This window comes from Cupriavidus sp. H18C2, assembly GCF_049393795.1.
GTDB classification, from domain to species: domain Bacteria; phylum Pseudomonadota; class Gammaproteobacteria; order Burkholderiales; family Burkholderiaceae; genus Cupriavidus; species Cupriavidus pauculus_C.
The window spans coordinates 2284560-2302782 of sequence record NZ_CP186010.1 but is presented as its reverse complement, the minus strand read 5'-3'; the positions used below and the strand labels follow the sequence as shown (position 1 = coordinate 2302782).

Sequence of the window (18223 nt, the reverse complement as noted above, 5' to 3'; positions counted from 1 at the left end):
GCAGTCATGCCGCATCCGCCACCACACATTTCACTCCGCTGTCGGCCAGCATCGCGTCATAGGGCGCGTGCAGCGGCTCGTCCGTGAACAGCCTGTCGATGCTCGACAGGGGCGCCAGTTCCACCATGGCGCGGCGGTTGAACTTGCTGGCGTCGGCCGTCAGCCAGATCTCGCGCGAGTGTTCCATGATCGTGCGGGCCACCTTGACCTCCCGGAAGTCGTAGTCGCGCAGCGTGCCGTCGGTCTCGATGCCCGAGATGCCGATCAGCCCGATGTCGACCTTGAACTGGCGGATGAACTCCACCGTGGCCTCGCCGATGATGCCCCGGTCGCGCGAGCGCAGCACGCCGCCCGCCACGATCACCTCGCAGTCCGGGTTGTCGGCCAGGATATTGGCCACGTGCAGGTTGTTGGTGATGACCCGCAGCCCCCGGTGATGCACCAGCGCGCGCGCCACCTCTTCCACCGTGGTGCCGATGTTCAGGATCAGCGAACAGCCCTCGGGCACCGCCGCCGCCACCGCGCGCGCAATGCGCTGCTTGCCTTCGGCGTTGAGCACCTGCCGCTGCCGGTAGGCAATGTTCTCGGTGGTCGATCCCTCCATCCGCACCCCGCCATGAAACCGGGCCAGCATGCCGTTCTCGGCCAGCAGGTTCACGTCGCGCCGCACGGTCTGCAGCGTCACGCCGAACTTGCGCGCGAGTTCGTCGATCGAGGCGAAGCCCTGGGTGCGCACTTCCTCTAGCAGGGCGGTCTGGCGGGGATTAAGCGTCATGCCGGGCATTCTAGATCAAACAGAAACGAAAACAAATGACGCACCGCAGTATTGTTTTATGTTCGTTTTTGCGCTAAAACGCACCCGACGACTGGAAAAGTGCGCCTCGGCCGCGGTTTTCGAAGTGGCTGATCAAGCACAGGAACATTGGAGACTGGATGCAGCTCAGCCTGGAAGGCATTGCGCAGCAAGTGGGATCGCAAGCCTATCTTTACCCGATGTCGCTGGCCCCGGTGCCGGGCGCCGTCACCATCCTGCTGGGGGCCACCCAGGCCGGCAAGACGTCGCTGATGCGCGTGATGGCCGGGCTCGACAAGCCCACCGCCGGCCGCGTGCGGGTGGATGGCGTGGACGTGACCGGCGTGCCGGTGCGCGAGCGCAACGTGTCGATGGTGTACCAGCAGTTCATCAACTACCCGTCGCTGACCGTCTTCGACAACATCGCCTCGCCGCTGCGGCTGCGGCGCGACAGCCGCGACGACATTGCCGCGCGCGTGCGCAGCCTGGCCGGGCGCCTGCATATCGAGCACCTGCTGGCGCGCTACCCGGCCGAGCTGTCCGGCGGCCAGCAGCAGCGCGTGGCGCTGGCCCGGGCGCTGGCCAAGAACGCGCCGCTGATGCTGCTGGACGAGCCGCTGGTCAACCTGGACTACAAGCTGCGCGAGGAATTGCGCGAGGAACTGACCCACCTGTTCGCGCAGGGCGATGCCACGGTGGTCTACGCGACCACCGAGCCGGCCGAGGCGCTGCTGCTGGGCGGCCACACCGCCGTGCTCGACGCCGGCGAGCTGCTGCAATACGGCCCGACACCCGAAGTCTTCCACTATCCCGCCTCGCTGCGCGTGGCGCGCGCGTTCAGCGATCCGCCGATGAACCTGGTGGAAGGGGTGCTCGATGGCGGCCACGTGACGCTGCCGGGCCAGATCCGCATCCCGATGCCCGACGTGGCCGCGCCCGGCGGGCCGGTCACGGTGGGTATCCGCGCCGGGGCGCTGCGGCTGCAGCCGGTGCCGGGCGCCGTGGCCGTGCCGGGCAAGGTGGCGCTGGCCGAGCTGTCCGGCTCCGACACGTTCGTCCATATCGACACGGCCGCCGGCAACCTCGTGGCCCAGTTTGCCGGGGTGCTCGACCTGCGGCTCGGCGCGCCGCTGGCCATCCACGTGGAGCCGGGCCAGATCTACCTGTTCGACGCCGCCGGCCAGCGCATCCACGCACCGCGCCGGCCCGGCGCCCTGGCCGACGCGGCCAGCACGCCGCTCAACGAGACGGGAGCCTGACATGGCACGCATCGACCTCGATCTCGCCCATTCCTACGTGCCCCATCCCCAGAAGGACGACGACTACGCGCTGCTGCCGCTGAACTTCACGTTCGAGGACGGCGGCGCCTATGCCTTGCTGGGGCCGTCCGGCTGCGGCAAGACCACGCTGCTGAACTGCATCTCGGGGCTGCTGCGGCCGTCGCAGGGCACCATCCGCTTCGACGGGCAGGACGTCACCGACGCCTCGCCGCAGGCGCGCAACATCGCCCAGGTGTTCCAGTTTCCGGTGATCTACGACACGATGACCGTCGGCGAGAACCTGGCGTTCCCGCTGCGCAACCGGGGCGTGCCGGCCGCGCAGGTCAGGGAGCGGGTGGGCCGGGTGGCCGAGATGCTCGACCTGTCGGGCTGGCTGGACCGCCGCGCCAGCGGGCTGGCCGCCGACGCCAAGCAGAAGATCTCGCTGGGGCGGGGGCTGGTGCGCCAGGACGTGTCGGCCATCCTGTTCGACGAGCCGCTGACCGTGATCGATCCGCACCTGAAATGGCAGTTGCGGCGCAAGCTCAAGGAAATCCACCACGAATTCCGGCTCACGCTGATCTACGTGACGCACGACCAGACCGAGGCGCTGACGTTTGCCGACCAGGTGGTGGTGATGTCGCGCGGCAAGGCCGTGCAGGTGGGCGCCGCCGATGCGCTGTTCGAGCGGCCGGCGCACACGTTCGTCGGCCATTTCATCGGGTCGCCGGGCATGAACTTCCTGCCCGGCCAGTGGCGCGACGGCGCCATCGAGGTGGCGGGGCGGCGCTACATGCCAGACCTGCCGCCCGCCACGCAGGCCACGCTGCAGGCGGCCGGCAGCTTCCGCATCGGCGTGCGGCCCGAATACCTGCAACTGGCCCCGGCCGACGACCCCCAGGCCATGCCGGTGCGCGTGGCCCGCGCGCAGGACATCGGCACGTACTGGCTGATGACGGCCACGGTGGACCATGGTCAGGACGCCACGCTGCGTGCCCGGCTGGGTACCGAGGCCGCCGCGCTGCGGCCCGGCGATACCGCGTGGCTGACCGTGTTCAACCGCCACACCTGCTTCTATATCAACGAGGAACTGGTCTCATGAAGCCCGTCAACCAGAAAGCCTGGCTGCTGGTCCTGCCGGTGGTGATCTGCGTGGCGTTTTCGGCGATCCTGCCGCTGATGACGATCGTCAACTATTCGGTGCAGGACATCATCTCGCCGGAACGCCGCGTCTTCGTTGGCACCGAGTGGTTTGCCACGGTGCTGCGCGACGGCGAGCTGCACGACGCGCTGCTGCGCCAGCTCGGCTTCTCGCTGGCGGTGCTGTGCGTGGAGATACCGCTGGGCATCCTGCTGGCGCTGGCCATGCCGGCGCGGGGCTGGCAGGCGTCGGCCGCGCTGGTCATCATCGCGCTGTCGCTGCTGATTCCGTGGAACGTGGTGGGCACGATCTGGCAGATCTTTGGCCGCACCGACATCGGCCTGCTGGGCGCCGCGCTGGACGGCATGGGCTTCGACTACAACTACACCGGCAGCGCGGTGGATGCCTGGGTCACGGTGCTGGTGATGGACGTCTGGCACTGGACGCCGCTGGTGGCGCTGCTCTGCTACGCCGGGCTGCGCGCGATTCCGGACGCCTACTACCAGGCCGCCCAGATCGACGGGGCGTCGCGCTTCGCCGTGTTCCGCTTCATCCAGCTTCCCAAGCTGCGCGGCGTGCTGATGATTGCCGTGCTGCTGCGCTTCATGGACAGCTTCATGATCTACACCGAGCCATTCGTGCTGACCGGCGGCGGGCCGGGCAACGCCACCACGTTCCTGTCGCAGTATCTGACGCAGAAGGCCGTGGGCCAGTTCGACCTGGGGCCGGCCGCCGCGTTCTCGATCGTGTACTTCCTGATCATCCTGCTGACCTGCTTCGTGCTCTATAACTGGATGCAGCGCGCCGGCACGTCCGGCACCGAGGAGATGCCCCATGGCTGAGCGCACCCTTCCCGGCCAGCGCCCCGGCTGGTGGCGGCCGGTGTTCCTGACCGTGTACCTGCTGTTTGCCATCGTGCCGATTTACTGGATGGTGAACATGTCGTTCAAGACCAACGAGGAGATCGTCTCGTCGCTGTCGCTCTGGCCCGCGTCGTTCACGCTGGAGCACTACGTGACGATCTTCACCGATGCGTCGTGGTACTCGGGCTACATCAACTCGCTGATCTACGTGCTGCTGAACACGGTCATCTCGATCGGGGTGGCGCTGCCGGCCGCCTACGCGTTCTCGCGCTACCAGTTCATTGGCGACAAGCACGTGTTCTTCTGGCTGCTGACCAACCGGATGACGCCGCCGGCCGTGTTCCTGCTGCCGTTTTTTCAGCTTTATACGACGATGGGGCTCATGGACACCCACCTCGGCGTGGCGCTGGCGCACCTGGTGTTCAACGTGCCGCTGGCGGTCTGGATACTGGAAGGTTTCATGTCCGGCGTGCCGCGTGAGATCGACGAGACCGCCTATGTGGACGGCTACTCGTTCCCGCGCTTCTTCCTGACGATCTTCCTGCCGCTGATCAAGGCCGGCGTGGGCGTGGCGGCGTTCTTCTGCTTCATGTTCAGCTGGGTGGAACTGCTGCTGGCGCGCACGCTGACATCGGTCAACGCCAAGCCGATCGTGGCGACGATGACGCGCACGGTGTCGGCCTCGGGCATGGACTGGGGCGTGCTGGCGGCGGCCGGCGTGCTGACCATCGTGCCGGGCGCCATCGTGATCTGGTTCGTGCGGCACTACATCGCGAAGGGCTTTGCGATGGGCCGCGTTTAAGGAAACTACGATGCTGAGCTGGATGGTATGGACCACCCCGGTGGCCGTCTTCTTCTCGCTGGTGGTGCTGATGCTGGTGGGCATGACGATCTGGGAGGTGCGCGCGCCCACGGTGGAGCGCAAGGGCTTCCTGCCGATCGCCACCACGCGCGGCGACCGCCTGTTTATCGGCCTGATGTGCGCGGCCTGGATCAACCTGGCCTGGGTGGGCCTGGGCGAGAAGATGCAGGGCTGGTTCCAGTTGCAGGCCGAGCCGTCGGTGTGGATCAGCGCGGCGGTGTCCGCCGTGGTGCTGCTGGTGATCATGCGCCACGGCTGAGCCGGGGAGCGTCTTTGGGGTTTGGCGTTCATGGGCTGCGAGATCTTTGTCCCTTCCCCGGGGCCGCAACCCAGGTACAGAGCCGGGGAAGGGTAGCTGAGGAGACACGAATGAAAGAGCACGTGAAGTTGGGGATGTCGGCCCTGGCCTTTGCGGCCGCGCTGACATGCGGGCATGCCGCGTGGGCCGACGAGGCCGCGGCGAAAAAGTGGATCGACAACGAATTCCAGCCGTCGTCGTTGTCCAAGGACAAGCAGCAGGCCGAGCTGAAGTGGTTCATCGACGCCGCCGCCAAGCTCAAGGCCAAGGGCGTGACGCAGATCAACGTGGTGTCGGAGACGATTACCACGCACGAGTACGAATCCAAGACGCTGGCCAAGGCGTTCGAGGAAATCACCGGCATCAAGGTCAACCACGACCTGATCCAGGAAGGCGACGTCGTGGAAAAGCTCCAGACGTCGATGCAGTCGGGCAAGTCGATCTACGACGGCTGGATCTCTGACTCGGACCTGATCGGCACGCACTACCGCTACGGCGCCATCCTGCCGCTGACCGACTACATGAACGGCGCCGGCAAGGAATTCACCAACCCCGGCATCGACGTCAAGGACTTCATCGGCACCAAGTTCACGACCGCGCCGGATGGCAAGCTGTACCAGTTGCCCGACCAGCAGTTCGCTAACCTGTACTGGTTCCGCGCCGACTGGTTCGCGCGCAAGGACCTGCAGGACAAGTTCAAGGCCAAGTACGGCTATGACCTGGGCGTGCCGACCAACTGGTCGGCCTACGAGGACATCGCCAACTTCTTCACCAACGACGTGAAGGAACTGGACGGCAAGAAGGTCTACGGCCACATGGACTACGGCAAGAAGGACCCGTCGCTGGGCTGGCGCTTCACCGACGCCTGGCTGTCGATGGCCGGATCGGCCGACAAGGGCCTGCCCAACGGCATGCCGGTGGACGAGTGGGGCATCCGCGTGGCCGACGACAAGTGCACGCCGGTGGGCGCGTCGGTGTCGCGCGGCGGCGCCACCAACAGCCCGGCGGCCGTCTACGCGCTGACCAAGTACATCGACTGGATGAAGAAGTACGCCCCGCCGCAGGCCATGGGCATGACGTTCTCCGAAGCCGGCCCGGTGCCCGCGCAGGGCCAGGTGGCGCAGCAGATCTTCTGGTACACGGCATTCACGGCCGACATGACCAAGAAGGGCCTGCCGGTGGTCAACGCCGACGGCTCGCCCAAGTGGCGCATGGCCCCGTCGCCGTACGGCCCGTACTGGAAGCAGGGCATGCAGAACGGCTACCAGGACGTGGGCTCGTGGACGTTCTTCAAGAACACCGACCCGAACCGCCTGGCCGGCGCCTGGCTGTACGCGCAGTTCGTCACGTCCAAGACGGTGTCGCTGAAGAAGTCGCTGACCGGCCTGACGTTCATCCGCGACAGCGACATCAACCACGACTACCTGACCAAGAACGCGGCCAAGTACGGCGGGCTGGTGGAGTTCTACCGCAGCCCGGCCCGCGTGGCCTGGACGCCCACCGGCAACAACGTGCCCGACTACCCCAAGCTGGCCCAGCTCTGGTGGAAGAACGTGGCCACGGCCGTGACCGGCGAGAAGACGCCGCAGGCCGCCATGGACAACCTGGCCGAGGAAATGGACCAGGTCATGGCCCGCCTGCAGCGCGCCGGCATGGCGCAGTGCGCGCCGAAGCTCAACCCGAAGAGCGACCCGTCGAAGTGGCTGTCGGCGGACCATGCGCCGTGGAAGAAGCTCGACAACGAGAAGCCGAAGGGCGAGACCATCGCCTACGACAAACTGCTGCAGGCGTGGAAGGAAGGGCGGGTGCGCTGACCCCGCCAGTCCTTCGCCGGACGAGGTGTTCGGCCTGCGGTGCGAAGCGGTGGCGCGTCATGCGCCGCCGCTTTTTTTTACGTCTGGCGCCGGCGCGCGGGGTTCAGGCCCGGGCCGGGCTGTCGAGCGGGCGGGTGGCCGGCGTCGACGCATGGCACGCCTTGCCGTGCCGCTTGGCGTCGTAGAGCGCCATGTCGGCGCGCATGAACAGCTCGCTGACCGACGTGCCCTGGTCGGGCCGGTGCAGCGCGCTGCCCACGCTGGCGGTGGCCACCAGCCGGTGCCCGTCGATCTCGAACGGCCGCATGGCCGCGTGGACCACCGTGTGGGCAATGCGCTCGACCGTGTTGGGGTTGCCCACGTCCTCCAGCACGATGGCGAACTCGTCGCCGCCAATCCGCGCCACGGCGTCGCCGCCGCGCACGCAGCCGCGCAGCCGTTCGGCAAACGCGACCAGCAACTGGTCGCCCACCGGGTGGCCGTGGGTGTCGTTGACGGCCTTGAAATCGTCCAGGTCCACCAGCAGCAGCGCGGTGCGATGGCCGTCGGCGTCGGCGCGGGCAATGGTTTCCTGCAGCCGGCGGTCGAAGCCCTTGCGGTTGAGCAGGCCGGTCAGGTGGTCGGACAGCGTCTGCGCCTCCAGGCTGCGCAGCTTCTGGCGCTCGCCGGTGATGTCGCGCGCGAACATGTGCAGGCCCGTCAGTGCGTCCATCGCGTCGTTCCACGCGGGCTGGAACGTCATCTCCCAGGCCACGCCCTCGGCCGTCTCGCGCGTGCAGGTCACCGATTCGCCCAGCCAGGCCCGTTCCAGGTACGGCTTGTTGGCCATGTAGTCGGGCGTGCCCCATAGCTCGCGCAGCGTCAGCCCGGCGATCTGCGCCGTCGGCAGCCCGAAATGGCGCGCATAGGCGCGGTTGACGAAGACAAAGCGCTCGTCGGCATCGATAAAGGCCACCAGGTCCGGCACATGGTTGGCGATGGCCGCCAGCCGCTTCTCGCTGGCGGCGGCGCTGTCCGTGGCGGCCTTGAGTGCCGCCTCTCGCTCGGTAAGCTGGGTCATCACGTCGGCAAACGCGCCGGCCAGCTCGCCGATCTCGTCGTCGCGGCGCACCGGCAGCTCGGCCACGGCGTTGGGCTGCTCGCAGAGCTTGCGCACCGAGCGGTGCAGGTGTTCCAGCGGCGCCAGCAGGTGGCGGATGGCCATCCACATCAGCCCGGCCGCGGCCAGCAGCGTCAGCAGGCCCAGCACGATGGCCCGGTGGCGCACCTCCACCAGCGGCGCGTACGCCTCGGCGGCGGGCAGCACGGAGACCACCTCCCAGCCATTCGATTCCAGCAGGTAGCGGGCCACCACCGGCTGCTCTGGCGCCAGCGCCTCCCAGCGCGATGCCGGCACCTCGGCGCCGCACGTCTCGCCCACGGGCCGCGCCGCCGCCAGCACCCTGGTGGCGTCGGGGTGCATCGCGTAGCGCGGATTCGGCCCGGCCGACACCAGGCAGTAGTAGCCGGTCACGCCCACGCGGTGGTGCGCCAGTTCGCGCAGGAAGTTGTCGGCCGACAGGTTCAGCACGCCGCCGACCACGCCGCGCAGCCGCCCCTGCGCATCGCGCAGCGGCACGGCCAGGATCACGCCGGGTGCGCTGCTGTGCTTGCCCTGCAGCAGGTCGGAGACGGCAAAGTCGGCCCCGTTGACGATGGATTTGAAGTATTCGCGATCGCCGACGGTCATCTTGACCCCGTCGGGCACGGCGGTGCTGAAGGCGAGGGTGCCGTCGGGCCAGGCCAGGAACGTGGCGTTGAAGTGCTCGGGCATGTCCACCGTGTCGGTGGCCAGCTGGCGCAGTTGCGCGCTGGGCCGATCCAGCACGGGCGCCAGCGTGCGCGCCAGGCGGCGCAGCACCACCGCGCGCGATTCGAGCTTGTCGTCCAACTGGTCCGCCACCAGCTTGACCAGGGTGTCCTGCTGGGCCTGGATGACTTGCTGCAGGCGCGTGTACGCGTAGAGCTGGGAAAACCCGACCCGCACCGCGAACACCAGCGTGACAACCGTCGCCGCCGCGATGGCCATCCGGTACTTCAGTGAGTGCCGCATGAATCTCTTCTTGTTTTTTATGCTGACCCGTTCCGCCTGCCTGGGCTTGACCGCCACGACCCTGCCCATCTTCGGGATGCACCGCTGCGATGCCTCCTCGGCAGACGGTTCAAAGCGTAGCAGAAACGCCATGGATTTTCGGCGCCGGGGGCCGGCCGGCACGTGTGACAGCCCACATGGCGGGCCGCTGGCGCACGCGCCGTGGCGGCGGCGCGACATGACGCGGACGCCGCCCGGTCAGGGGCAGTCGGCCAGCGTGGCGGCCAGCCAGTCGATCACCGGCCGGAAGCGCGACGCGCCGCGGAATTCGGCCGGATAGGCCAGCCAGACCTCGCGCACCACCTCGGGCACGTTGCGCACCAGCGCCAGCCCGGCCTCGCCGGCGCCCAAGTAGTGCGGCAGCAGCGCCACGCCCAGCCCGGCGCGCACGCCTTCGCGCACGGCCAGGAAGCTGTTGGACTGGAACGAGAAATGCCGCGCCTGCGCCTGCGGCCATTGCACCTCGGGCAGCGTGAAGCCTTCGTCCAGCAGCCCGCACAGTGGCGTCTCGCGTGCGTTGGCCTCGGCGGCCGACATCGCGGCCGGCGCGTAGAGCCCGAAATGGATCGTGCCCACGCGCTGCGCGACCAGCGAATCCTCCTGCGGACGCGCCAGCCGCACCGCGATATGGGCGCGGCGCCGCGCCAGGCTGGTGACGCGGTTGTCCACCTCCAGCCGCAATTCGACGTCGGGATGGCGCGCGTAGAACGCCGGCAGCCGGGGCGTCAGGAAATGGCTGCCCAGCGACGCCGTGGCCGCCACGCGCACCACGCCCGAGACGCCGGTGCCGGCCCCCTCGATCTCGCGCAGCAGCCGGTCGGCCGACTGTTCCATCTGGCGGGCGGCGGTCAGCGCGTTGCGGCCGGCCGCCGTCAGCACGAAGCTGCCGTCCGTGCGCGTGGCAACCGGCTTGCCCAGCGCGGCTTCGAGCCGGCGAATGCGGCGGATGGCCGTGGCGTGCGTGATATCGAGTTCGCGCGCGCAGGCCGAATAGCTGCCCGCGCGCATCAGCGTGGACAGCGTGAGCAGGTCATCCCAGGCGATTGTGCTTTTTTGCACAGCTTGTGTGATTTGGTGGCGAATTGGCGTACAGCTTACCGCGCTCTACGATGCGTGCACACCACCCCGCCAACCCAGACACCCCCGCCGCCCCCGGGAGACGCCATGACCGCCCCTGCCAAGCCCTTCACCCTGCTCGACGCCGCCGGCGCCAGTCGCCTGCCTTCCGCGTGGACCGACGCCGTGCTCGTGCTGGTGGACCACCAGCGCGAATACATCGACGGCAAGCTGCCGCTGACCGGCATGCCGGCCGCCGTGGCCGAGTGCGCGGCGCTGCTGGCCCAGGCGCGCCGCTACGGCACGCCGGTCATCCACGTGATCCACGAAGGCAAGGCCGGTGGCGCGTTCGACCCCGCCAGCCCCCATGCCGCGATCATCGAGGGCCTGACGCCGGCCGCCGGCGAGCAGACGGTGGCCAAGCACCTGCCGAACAGCTTCGCCGGCACCGACCTCGCCGCCCGGCTGGCCGCCACCGGCCGCAAGGAGCTGATCGTGGCCGGCTTCCAGACCCATATGTGCATCAGCGCCACGGTGCGCTCGGCGTTGGACCACGGCTACCGCGTCACGCTGGTGGCCGCCGCCTGCGCCACGCGCGACCTGCCGGACCCGCTGGGCGGCCAGCCGCTGCCCGCCGCCGAACTGCACCGCGTGACGCTGGCGGCGCTGAACGACCGCTTTGCCACCGTGGTGGCCGACACGTCGGCATGGGCGGCGTGATCCGCTGAGCCGCTAAGCCGCCGCCGGGCGGCGCGGCCGTGGACTCCCTTACATAAAACCCGCCAGACCGCCGGCCGGGCTAGGGCATACTAGCGCCTTCGCTGCGCCGCCGTTCCCGGCCGCGCGCCCGTTTTCTCGCCGCCCCCGCATGAAGCGCATCCTCCTTATCAAGATCACGTCGCTGGGCGACATGGTCCACACGCTGCCCCTGCTGTACGACCTGCGTCGCGCCTATCCCGGTGCCAGGATTGACTGGATCGCGGACGCCTCCTGCGCCGACATCCCGCGCTGGGCCGTCGGCGTCGATCGCGTCATCGCGCCGCCGCTGCGCCAGTTCAAGAAGAACGGCCGCAAGTGGCGCGACCTGCGCGGCATCCTCGGCGCGCTGCGCGACCTGCGGCGCGAGCGCTACGACGTGGCCATCGACGTCCACGGCGTGTTCAAGAGCGCCATCGCGGCCCGGCTGGCGCGCACGAAGCGCCGGCTCGGCTATGCCGCCGAGTTCCTGGGCGAGGAAAAGGCGGTCTTTGCCTACACCGAGATCTTCGGCCCCCATGGCGACGCCAACTGCCGCCAGAAGATGCGGCTGGTCGTGGCCAATGCGCTTGGCTACGAGATCGAACCTCATGAATCGGCCGAACTGCGCGTGCCGCCCCCGGCCACGCCGCTGAACGCCGACGGCGTGCCGCGCGCGCTGCTGTTCCACGCCACCTCGCTCGATATCAAGAAATGGCCGCAGGCCAACTGGATCGAGGTCGGGCACCAGCTCGCGCGGCAGGGCTATCGCGTGCAACTGCCGTGGGGCTCGCAGAAGGAACACGACGAGGCCCAGGCGCTGGCCGCGGCCATGCCCAACGCAGAAGTGCTGCCGCGCATGTCGATCACCGAGGTCGCGCAGCGCGTGGACGCCGCGTCCCTGGTCGTCGGCATGGACACCGGCTTCGTCCATCTGGCCGACGCGCTCGGCAAGCCCACCGTCATGCTGTTCACGGCCACGCGCCGCCATCACTTTGGCGTGGACAAGCCCGGCCAGTCGGTGTCGGTCGGCGACGACGGCGTGCAGCCAACCGTGGCCGAGGTGCTGCAGGCGATCGATCATGTCACGCACCGGTTTGCCGTTCCCGAGACCCGGCCGCTTCAGGCGGCCGGCACCCCGTCGGCGTAACGCCAGTACTCGAAGTCGACCACCGTCGAATTGCCGTTGGCGGTGACGAGGTCGAGCATGAACGCCTGGCGCCGGATCAGCATGCGCGCCAGGTAGCGCGCCCCGCGCCGCACGCCCGGCGGCGCGCCGGTCGGTTCGCCATGGCGCATCGCCAGCCGCAGGATGTGCACCGGCACGAACAGCTGCGGCGCGTTCATGCGCGCCAGCGCCGCTTCCGCATACAGCAGTGACGACTGGGCCAGCCCCGCAAAGCGGTTGCGGAGCTGCGCCAGCACCGGCGGCGGCAGCGTGGTGCCGGTGCCGGTCAGCCCCAGCGGCGTGACGCCGCGCACGTTGTCGGTCCACAGGCCGCCCACCACCACCAGCGGGTCGCGTTTCTGCGGCGGTGGCAGCGGCGACAGGTCCTCCCGGACGTAGAACATCTCGCCATTGAGGTCGTACAGGTGGCTGCGCAGCCCGAAGCGGCGCGCGTAGCCGATGATGCAGTCCATGTCCTCGTCGAACACCGGGCGCGCGTCGCGCGGCAGGTAGCGGGGCCGGATCTCGAACAGGCCCGGCGATGCGGCGTAGCGGCCGGTCCAGGTCCGCAGGCTGCTGGCGTCGGACGGATTTCCGGTGGTCGGGCGGGTGGTAGACAGTTCCAGCGACATCGGTGCGGGTGCGTGGCAGTGGGCAACCCACACACGCTACGCGCCGCACCGGCCCACGTCGTTAGGACGATTCTGCAAATCGGTGCTGAAATTTCTCTTCTGGCGGCCGGTTTGATGCCGGACAAACGAGACGCGGCCGCCGGGGGCGGGAATCAGTGGACAAAGCCGCCCTGCACAAAGCGCACCGGTTCCGCGTCCATCCGCAGCAGCAGCGCGGTCAGCCCGTCGGCCGGCGCGGCGCCCGTCCTTGCCGCCTGTGCCGCCTGTCCCGACGTGCAGAGCAGGCTTGCCTCGCTCCAGCCATCGCCGCCCGGCCCGGCCTGCGCGCGCAGCCAGCCATCGCGGTCGGCCAGCCAGACCGTGCCCGCCAGCCGTGCCGGATCGATGCCGGCCAGCCGCGCGAACACGGGCCACGCATCGGCCGAGGCCGCCACGCAACCGGCGCGGAACGCCGGCAGGTCCGGCAGCGGCTGGCCGTCGCGCGTGACCAGCAGCGTCAGGAAGCGCGGATCGTCGACCGGCCAGGCGCCCGGCTGGCCGTCGAATGCCACCACGCGCACGCGCTGGCGGCCGCGCCAGTCGGCCAGCGTCCGCACGGGCGCCTGCGGACAGCGCACAGCCACCTCGGGCAGCCGCAGCGGGATCGGCCAGCTACCCTGCGCGGCGGCACCGGTGCCGGCGGCCAGCGCCTTCATGTAGTCGATCACGGCCCAGGTCTGCGCGTCGTCGATTTGCCGCCCGAAACCGGGCATCGTCGCGCGCCCGGCGCCGTCGCGCATCCCTGCGGCGATATGCCAGAACAGTTCGCCCTCGGCGCGCCGGCCCAGCAGCGGGCTGGCGAACGTGGGCGGCCAGCGCGTCAGCGTGGCGGCCAGCGGACCTTCGCCCCGGCCATCGGCGCCGTGGCAGGCCGCGCAGTGGCGGGCGTAGACGCGCCCGCCCTCGGCGATGGCGTCGACGGTGAACGGTGCGGGATGGCGATGGAAGCTCGTCGGCGCGGCCGGCGTGAGCAGCAGCGCCGGCGATGGCCAGGGCGCGGCCACCAGCGCCAGCGCGCCCAGCCCAAGCCAGACGGCGCGGCGCCGCCGCCAGCCCAGCGCCACGGCCAGGCAGGCCAGCGCCACGGCAACGGCCACCAGCGTCAGCGCCAGTTGCCGCGCCAGGCCCAGGTCGATCAGCAGCGTCTCGCCGGCGATGCGGTGCGTCCACGGCCACGCGGGCTGGCCGTGCCGGTCGCCGATCCAGCCCAGCGCGTGCCACAGGCGCAGCAGGCCAAGCTGGGCCGCCTGCACCGCCTCCAGCAGCGCGTTGAGCCACGCCTGCGGGGGCGGGGCGGTCATGGCTTACCAGCTTGCATCGAGACCCAGGTGGCGCAGCGCCTCGTGGCGCAGTTCGGCCAGCCGCGGATCGCCGCGATGGCGCGGGTAGGGCAGGTCGACGCGGATCTCGGCGGTGATACGCGCGGGCCGCTGGCTGAAGACGATCACGCGCTGGGCCAGGAACAGCGCCTCCTCCACATCGTGCGTGACCAGCAGCGCCGAGAAGCCGGCGCGCTGCCAGAGTTCCACCAGGTCGCCCTGCATCGCCAGCCGGGTCAGCGAATCGAGCTTGCCCAGCGGTTCGTCCAGCACCAGCAGGCGCGGATCGTTGACCAGCGCGCGCGCCAGGGCCACGCGCTGGGCCATGCCGCCCGACAACTGGTGCGGAAATGCCCGCGCAAACGCCTCCAGCCCCACGCGCTTCAACGCCGCATCCACGCGATGGCCCTCGCGGCGCAGCAGGCCGCGCGCCTGCAGGCCCAGCGCCACGTTGTCGCGCACGCGGCGCCACGGGTACAGCGTCGGGTCCTGGAACACGACGATGCGCGACGGGTCGGGCCGGTCGATCGGCGCGTCGTCCTGCAGGATCTGGCCCTGCGACGGCTGATCGAGCCCGGCCACCAGCCGCAGCAGCGTGGATTTGCCGCAGCCGCTGGGGCCCAGCAGCGCGACGAATTCGCCCGGCGCCACGGCCAGGTTCACGCCGTCGAGCACGGGCAGCGCCCGGTCGCCGTCGCCAAACGCGTGGCTGACGGCGCGGATGTCGATGCGGGCGCCGCGCGCGGCGCGGTCGGCGGTGGGTTGCACAGTGCCGGCTACCATTTGACGGTTCCTTTCTGCCAGGACAGCGCGCGGTCGCGCACCGCGAACAGCAGCGTGATGACGCCCGAGAACAGCAGCGCCATCACGATCAGCGCCGCATACATGTTGACGTACGACGCCCAGCCCTGGGCCCAGGTCAGGTACCAGCCGAGCCCGGACTTCACGCCCATCATCTCGGCCGTGACCAGCACCGAGAACGATGCGCCCAGCCCCATGAACAGGCCGACGAACACCTGCGGCAGCGCGGCCGGAATGGCCACGCGCAGCACCAGGAACCATTCGGACGCGCCCATCGTGCGCGCCACGTCGTAGTAGCTCTTGTTCACGCCGGCCACGCCGGACCACGTCAGCACGGCCACCGGAAAGGCCGTGGCCAGCGCGATCAGGAACACCGCCGCCGCGTAGCTGGACGGGAAGAAGTAGAACGTCAGCGGCAGCAGCGCCGTCGACGGCAGCGGGCCAAGCACCCGCAGCACCGGATGCACCCAGTAGCCGATGCGCCGCGACCAGCCGATCGACACCCCGATCAGAAAGCCGGCCACGCCGCCGTAGGCCACGCCGAAGCCCAGCAGCTTCACCGTGTTCAGCACGCTGTCGCCCAGCCGCCGCCAGTCGTCGACGTAGACCTCGATCAGCGCCTGCGGCGGCGCAAAGAACGGCGTGGGCAGCGTGGCGGTCTTGGCGGTCAGGATTTCCCAGGCGGCCAGCCCCAGCGGCAGCGCCACCAGCCACGGGCCGGCCTGGCGCAGCGCCGGGTCCGCGCGCCGCAGCGGGCGCAGGTAGCCGCCGGCCAGCGCCACGGCCAGCAGCGCGGCGGCGGCCACCAGCACCGCGATGCCCAGTTCCTCGGTATAGGCCCAGTCGCTGAAGCCGGCCACCTTGTTGGGCCAGCGCAGCGTGACCAGGCCAAAGGCGCCCCAGGCCAGCGCGGCGACGATGCCGGCCGGCCAGACCCTGGCGGCCGGGCGCGTGGCCCCGCCGTGCAGCAGCGGGGCGTCGAGCGTTTGCGACGACGTTGCCATGTTCGGTCTCCGGTGTCAGCCCAGCACGTTGGCGTAGACGTGCTGCGCCAGCTTCTTCGTGTCGGTGGATTTCTTGAGCACGCCGATGCGCTGGAAATCGCCCGCGTAGAACGCGATTTCCTCCTGCAGGTCCACGCCGGTCGGGTGGTGCGTGTAGGTCAGCGTGGCGTAGAGCTTGCGCAGGTCGTCCGGGCTGATCTTCGGCGAATACTTGGCGAAGACCTTGGCCGCCTCGTTCGGGTTCTCGTTGACGTAGTCGGTGGCCTGGACGATCGAGCGCGCCAGCGCGGCGGCGGCCGGGCGGTCGTTGCGCACCAGTTCGCCGCGCGCGCCCACCACGCAGCAGACCTTGCGCGCGTACTCGCCGGTCAGGTTGGTCGCCAGTTCCACGTAGGCGCCGTTGGTGCGTTTTTCCAGCAGGTAGAGGTTGGGGTCGCCGTCGGCGATGGCCTGGATCTCGCCCTTGTCCACGGCCACGCCCAGCAGGTCGGCCGGGTACTGGCGCCACGTGATGTCGCGGTCGGGGTCGATGCCGTGCTTGGCCAGCAGGATCGTGAAGAAGTGCTTGCCCGGCGCGGCCAGGTCGCTTACGCCGACGGTCTTGCCCTTGAGCGACTGCAGCGTCGTCACGCCGGCCGCCTTCGATCCCACCAGCCGCACGCAGCCGCCGTGGGAGCTGCCGATGATCTTGACGTCGAAGCCTGCTTCCAGCGGCTTGAGCCAGCGGTGGATCATGCCCACGGCGGCGTCGGCCTTGCCCGTGGCAATCGATTCCAGCAACTGGTCGGTGGACCCGCTGTAGTTGATCAGGTCCACCTGCAGGCCGTTCTTCTCGAAGAAGCCCCGCTCCTGCGCCACGACCACCGGCGTCAGGCAGAACGAGTTCTGGTTCCACGCGAACGTCAGCTTGCGTGGCGCGGACCACGCCTGGCGGCCCAGGATCAGCGCCGGGGCGGCAATGGCCGCCGTGCCGGCAAGCCGCAGCACCTGGCGGCGGCGCGCGTCGGGTTGGAGTGTGTTCTGGCTCATGGTTGGGATTTCCCGCTCCCCGTCTTGTTGTGGATTGGATGGTGGATGTGGTGGACGGCTGGCGCCTCAGGCGGCGCGGCGCTGGCCGGCATCGCGCGCGGCCACCAGCTCGCGCACGCGCGGGATCAGCTCGCGCCCGTAGTCGACGGCGTCTTCCAGCGGATCGAAGCCGCGGATCAGGAACGTGGTTACGCCAAGCTCGTAGTAGGCCAGCAGCGCGTCGGCCACCTGCTCGGGCGTGCCCACCAGTCCGGTCGAGTTCGAGCGGCCGCCCGTCTCGCGCGCGATGGCCGTCCACAGCCGCTGGTCGACGCGGTCGCCTTGCTCGGCCGCCGCCAGCAGCCGGCGCGCGCCTTCGCTCTGCTGCGGGCCGCCCCGGCTGTAGCCGGCCTGCACGCGCAGCGCGCGGGTGCGGGCCAGGATGTCGTCGGCGCGCTGCCATGCCTTGGCCTCGGTATCGGCCAGCACGGGCCGGAACGACACCGAGAAGTTGACCGTGCGCCCGTGCCGGGCCGCTTCGGCGCGCACGCGCGTGGTCAGCTCGCGCACCTGGTCCAGCGATTCGCCCCACAGCGCGTAGACGTCGGCATGCTTGCCGGCCACCGCGATGGCCGCGTCAGAGGCACCGCCGAAGTAGATCGGCACGTGCGGCTGCTGGGCCGGCTTGACCTCCGAGAAGCCGCGCTCGAAACGGTAGAACGTGCCGGCGTGGTCGAATGGCTGCGGGGCCGTCCAGATGCGGCGCAGGATGTCCAGGTACTCGTCGGTGCGCGCGTAGCGCTGGTCGTGGTCCAGGTAGTCGCCATCGCGCTTCTGCTCGTCGTCGGAGCCACCCGAGATGAAGTGCACGCCCAGCCGCCCGCCGCTGAACTGGTCGAGCGTGGCGATCTGCCGCGCGGCCAGCGTCGGCGACGTGAAGCCGGGCCGGTGCGCCAGCATGAAGTGGATGCGCTCGGTCACGGCCGCCGCGTAGGCGATGGTCAGCGTGGCCGACGGCCCGGTGGAATGGTGCGGCACCAGGATGCGGTCGAAGCCGGCCTGCTCGTGGGCCTGGGCAAAGGCGCGCACGTAGTCGCGGTCGACCACGGGGCCGGCGGGCGGATGGATCTCGGACTGCTTCTGGCTCTGGATCATGCCGATGAAATTGACGCTCATGCGCGACGCTCCTGGTTGGCTGGGGTACGGACGAGAACCGTACGCCCGGCCCGGTGCGCGCCAAACGAATAAAAACGCCGCTCCATATGCGCGCCGGACGCGGGTCGATATGCGATATGGGTCG

General features: G+C 69.6%; 17 protein-coding genes. 8 read left to right on the top strand and 9 right to left on the bottom strand.

Annotated features, from left to right (window positions below; translation table 11 throughout):
- Window positions 1–4 precede the first annotated feature (4 nt).
- Window positions 5–775 carry a DeoR/GlpR family DNA-binding transcription regulator gene (locus EPAKOI_RS10300; protein ID WP_423192154.1) on the bottom strand — a complete coding sequence of 257 codons (771 nt, stop codon included), beginning with the start codon at window positions 773–775 and terminating at the stop codon, window positions 5–7.
- A 158-nt stretch (window positions 776–933) separates the two neighbouring features.
- Between EPAKOI_RS10300 and EPAKOI_RS10295 the strand changes: the two genes are divergently transcribed.
- From EPAKOI_RS10295 to EPAKOI_RS10270, 6 genes are all read left to right on the top strand, one after another.
- Window positions 934–2052, top strand: coding sequence for an ABC transporter ATP-binding protein (locus EPAKOI_RS10295; protein WP_124683873.1), 1119 nt, complete (start codon window positions 934–936; stop codon window positions 2050–2052).
- A gap of 1 nt (window position 2053) precedes the next feature.
- The gene (locus EPAKOI_RS10290; protein ID WP_423192153.1) at window positions 2054–3154 is read left to right on the top strand and encodes an ABC transporter ATP-binding protein; all 1101 of its coding nucleotides are present in this window, start codon (window positions 2054–2056) and stop codon (window positions 3152–3154) included.
- On the top strand, window positions 3151–4035 hold the full coding sequence (locus EPAKOI_RS10285; RefSeq protein WP_313834973.1) for a sugar ABC transporter permease: 885 nt from the start codon (window positions 3151–3153) through the stop codon (window positions 4033–4035). The genes EPAKOI_RS10290 and EPAKOI_RS10285 overlap by 4 nt, the downstream gene beginning before the upstream one ends.
- Entirely contained in the window at window positions 4028–4858 is an 831-nt protein-coding gene (locus tag EPAKOI_RS10280) for a carbohydrate ABC transporter permease (protein WP_423192152.1), read from the top strand. The genes EPAKOI_RS10285 and EPAKOI_RS10280 overlap by 8 nt, the downstream gene beginning before the upstream one ends.
- 10 nt (window positions 4859–4868) lie before the next feature.
- On the top strand, window positions 4869–5177 hold the full coding sequence (locus EPAKOI_RS10275; RefSeq protein WP_124683877.1) for a DUF2160 domain-containing protein: 309 nt from the start codon (window positions 4869–4871) through the stop codon (window positions 5175–5177).
- A 122-nt stretch (window positions 5178–5299) separates the two neighbouring features.
- Window positions 5300–7030: an ABC transporter substrate-binding protein gene (locus EPAKOI_RS10270; RefSeq protein ID WP_124685084.1), complete on the top strand. Its 1731-nt coding sequence runs from the start codon at window positions 5300–5302 to the stop codon at window positions 7028–7030.
- A 103-nt stretch (window positions 7031–7133) separates the two neighbouring features.
- On the opposite strand, the gene EPAKOI_RS10265 is transcribed toward EPAKOI_RS10270, so the two are convergent.
- Window positions 7134–9122, bottom strand: a complete 1989-nt coding sequence (locus EPAKOI_RS10265) for a diguanylate cyclase domain-containing protein (RefSeq protein ID WP_423192151.1) — start codon at window positions 9120–9122, stop codon at window positions 7134–7136.
- 237 nt (window positions 9123–9359) lie between these two features.
- Window positions 9360–10220, bottom strand: coding sequence for a LysR family transcriptional regulator (locus tag EPAKOI_RS10260; protein WP_423192150.1), 861 nt, complete (start codon window positions 10218–10220; stop codon window positions 9360–9362).
- Between the two features lie 105 nt (window positions 10221–10325).
- Here EPAKOI_RS10260 and EPAKOI_RS10255 point away from each other — a divergent pair, with 105 nt between their 5' ends.
- Together EPAKOI_RS10255 and waaC are read left to right on the top strand one after the other, a co-directional pair.
- Window positions 10326–10937 (top strand): cysteine hydrolase family protein, encoded by a 612-nt coding sequence (locus EPAKOI_RS10255; protein WP_423192149.1) that lies wholly within the window; start codon window positions 10326–10328, stop codon window positions 10935–10937.
- A 148-nt stretch (window positions 10938–11085) separates the two neighbouring features.
- Window positions 11086–12102 (top strand): lipopolysaccharide heptosyltransferase I, encoded by a 1017-nt coding sequence (gene waaC / locus EPAKOI_RS10250; RefSeq protein WP_423192148.1) that lies wholly within the window; start codon window positions 11086–11088, stop codon window positions 12100–12102.
- Here waaC and EPAKOI_RS10245 read toward each other — a convergent pair.
- The 6 genes from EPAKOI_RS10245 to EPAKOI_RS10220 all read right to left on the bottom strand — a co-directional run bounded on the left by EPAKOI_RS10245 (window position 12075) and on the right by EPAKOI_RS10220 (window position 18099).
- The gene (locus tag EPAKOI_RS10245; RefSeq protein ID WP_423192147.1) at window positions 12075–12752 is read right to left on the bottom strand and encodes a hypothetical protein; all 678 of its coding nucleotides are present in this window, start codon (window positions 12750–12752) and stop codon (window positions 12075–12077) included. The genes waaC and EPAKOI_RS10245 overlap by 28 nt on opposite strands.
- Before the next feature lie 152 nt (window positions 12753–12904).
- Window positions 12905–14092, bottom strand: a complete 1188-nt coding sequence (locus EPAKOI_RS10240) for a c-type cytochrome (protein ID WP_423192146.1) — start codon at window positions 14090–14092, stop codon at window positions 12905–12907.
- Window positions 14093–14095: 3 nt separating this feature from the next.
- Window positions 14096–14893: an ABC transporter ATP-binding protein gene (locus EPAKOI_RS10235; RefSeq protein ID WP_423192145.1), complete on the bottom strand. Its 798-nt coding sequence runs from the start codon at window positions 14891–14893 to the stop codon at window positions 14096–14098.
- On the bottom strand, window positions 14887–15915 hold the full coding sequence (locus EPAKOI_RS10230) for an ABC transporter permease (protein WP_313834966.1): 1029 nt from the start codon (window positions 15913–15915) through the stop codon (window positions 14887–14889). Before EPAKOI_RS10230 ends, EPAKOI_RS10235 begins: the two co-directional genes overlap by 7 nt.
- 15 nt (window positions 15916–15930) lie before the next feature.
- The gene (locus EPAKOI_RS10225; protein WP_313834965.1) at window positions 15931–16944 is read right to left on the bottom strand and encodes an ABC transporter substrate-binding protein; all 1014 of its coding nucleotides are present in this window, start codon (window positions 16942–16944) and stop codon (window positions 15931–15933) included.
- A gap of 66 nt (window positions 16945–17010) precedes the next feature.
- On the bottom strand, window positions 17011–18099 hold the full coding sequence (locus tag EPAKOI_RS10220; protein WP_313834964.1) for an LLM class flavin-dependent oxidoreductase: 1089 nt from the start codon (window positions 18097–18099) through the stop codon (window positions 17011–17013).
- Window positions 18100–18223: the final 124 nt, after the last annotated feature.

Coding starts and splice junctions, on each gene's coding strand:
- EPAKOI_RS10295 (WP_124683873.1), top strand. CDS start 934: ATGCAGCTCAGCCTGGAAGGCATTGCGCAGCAAGTGGGATCGCAAGCC.
- EPAKOI_RS10280 (WP_423192152.1), top strand. CDS start 4,028: ATGGCTGAGCGCACCCTTCCCGGCCAGCGCCCCGGCTGGTGGCGGCCG.
- EPAKOI_RS10255 (WP_423192149.1), top strand. CDS start 10,326: ATGACCGCCCCTGCCAAGCCCTTCACCCTGCTCGACGCCGCCGGCGCC.
- EPAKOI_RS10300 (WP_423192154.1), bottom strand. CDS start 775: ATGACGCTTAATCCCCGCCAGACCGCCCTGCTAGAGGAAGTGCGCACC.
- EPAKOI_RS10275 (WP_124683877.1), top strand. CDS start 4,869: ATGCTGAGCTGGATGGTATGGACCACCCCGGTGGCCGTCTTCTTCTCG.
- EPAKOI_RS10225 (WP_313834965.1), bottom strand. CDS start 16,944: ATGAGCCAGAACACACTCCAACCCGACGCGCGCCGCCGCCAGGTGCTG.
- EPAKOI_RS10245 (WP_423192147.1), bottom strand. CDS start 12,752: ATGTCGCTGGAACTGTCTACCACCCGCCCGACCACCGGAAATCCGTCC.
- EPAKOI_RS10290 (WP_423192153.1), top strand. CDS start 2,054: ATGGCACGCATCGACCTCGATCTCGCCCATTCCTACGTGCCCCATCCC.
- EPAKOI_RS10220 (WP_313834964.1), bottom strand. CDS start 18,099: ATGAGCGTCAATTTCATCGGCATGATCCAGAGCCAGAAGCAGTCCGAG.
- waaC (WP_423192148.1), top strand. CDS start 11,086: ATGAAGCGCATCCTCCTTATCAAGATCACGTCGCTGGGCGACATGGTC.
- EPAKOI_RS10265 (WP_423192151.1), bottom strand. CDS start 9,122: ATGCGGCACTCACTGAAGTACCGGATGGCCATCGCGGCGGCGACGGTT.
- EPAKOI_RS10235 (WP_423192145.1), bottom strand. CDS start 14,893: ATGGTAGCCGGCACTGTGCAACCCACCGCCGACCGCGCCGCGCGCGGC.
- EPAKOI_RS10230 (WP_313834966.1), bottom strand. CDS start 15,915: ATGGCAACGTCGTCGCAAACGCTCGACGCCCCGCTGCTGCACGGCGGG.
- EPAKOI_RS10240 (WP_423192146.1), bottom strand. CDS start 14,092: ATGACCGCCCCGCCCCCGCAGGCGTGGCTCAACGCGCTGCTGGAGGCG.
- EPAKOI_RS10285 (WP_313834973.1), top strand. CDS start 3,151: ATGAAGCCCGTCAACCAGAAAGCCTGGCTGCTGGTCCTGCCGGTGGTG.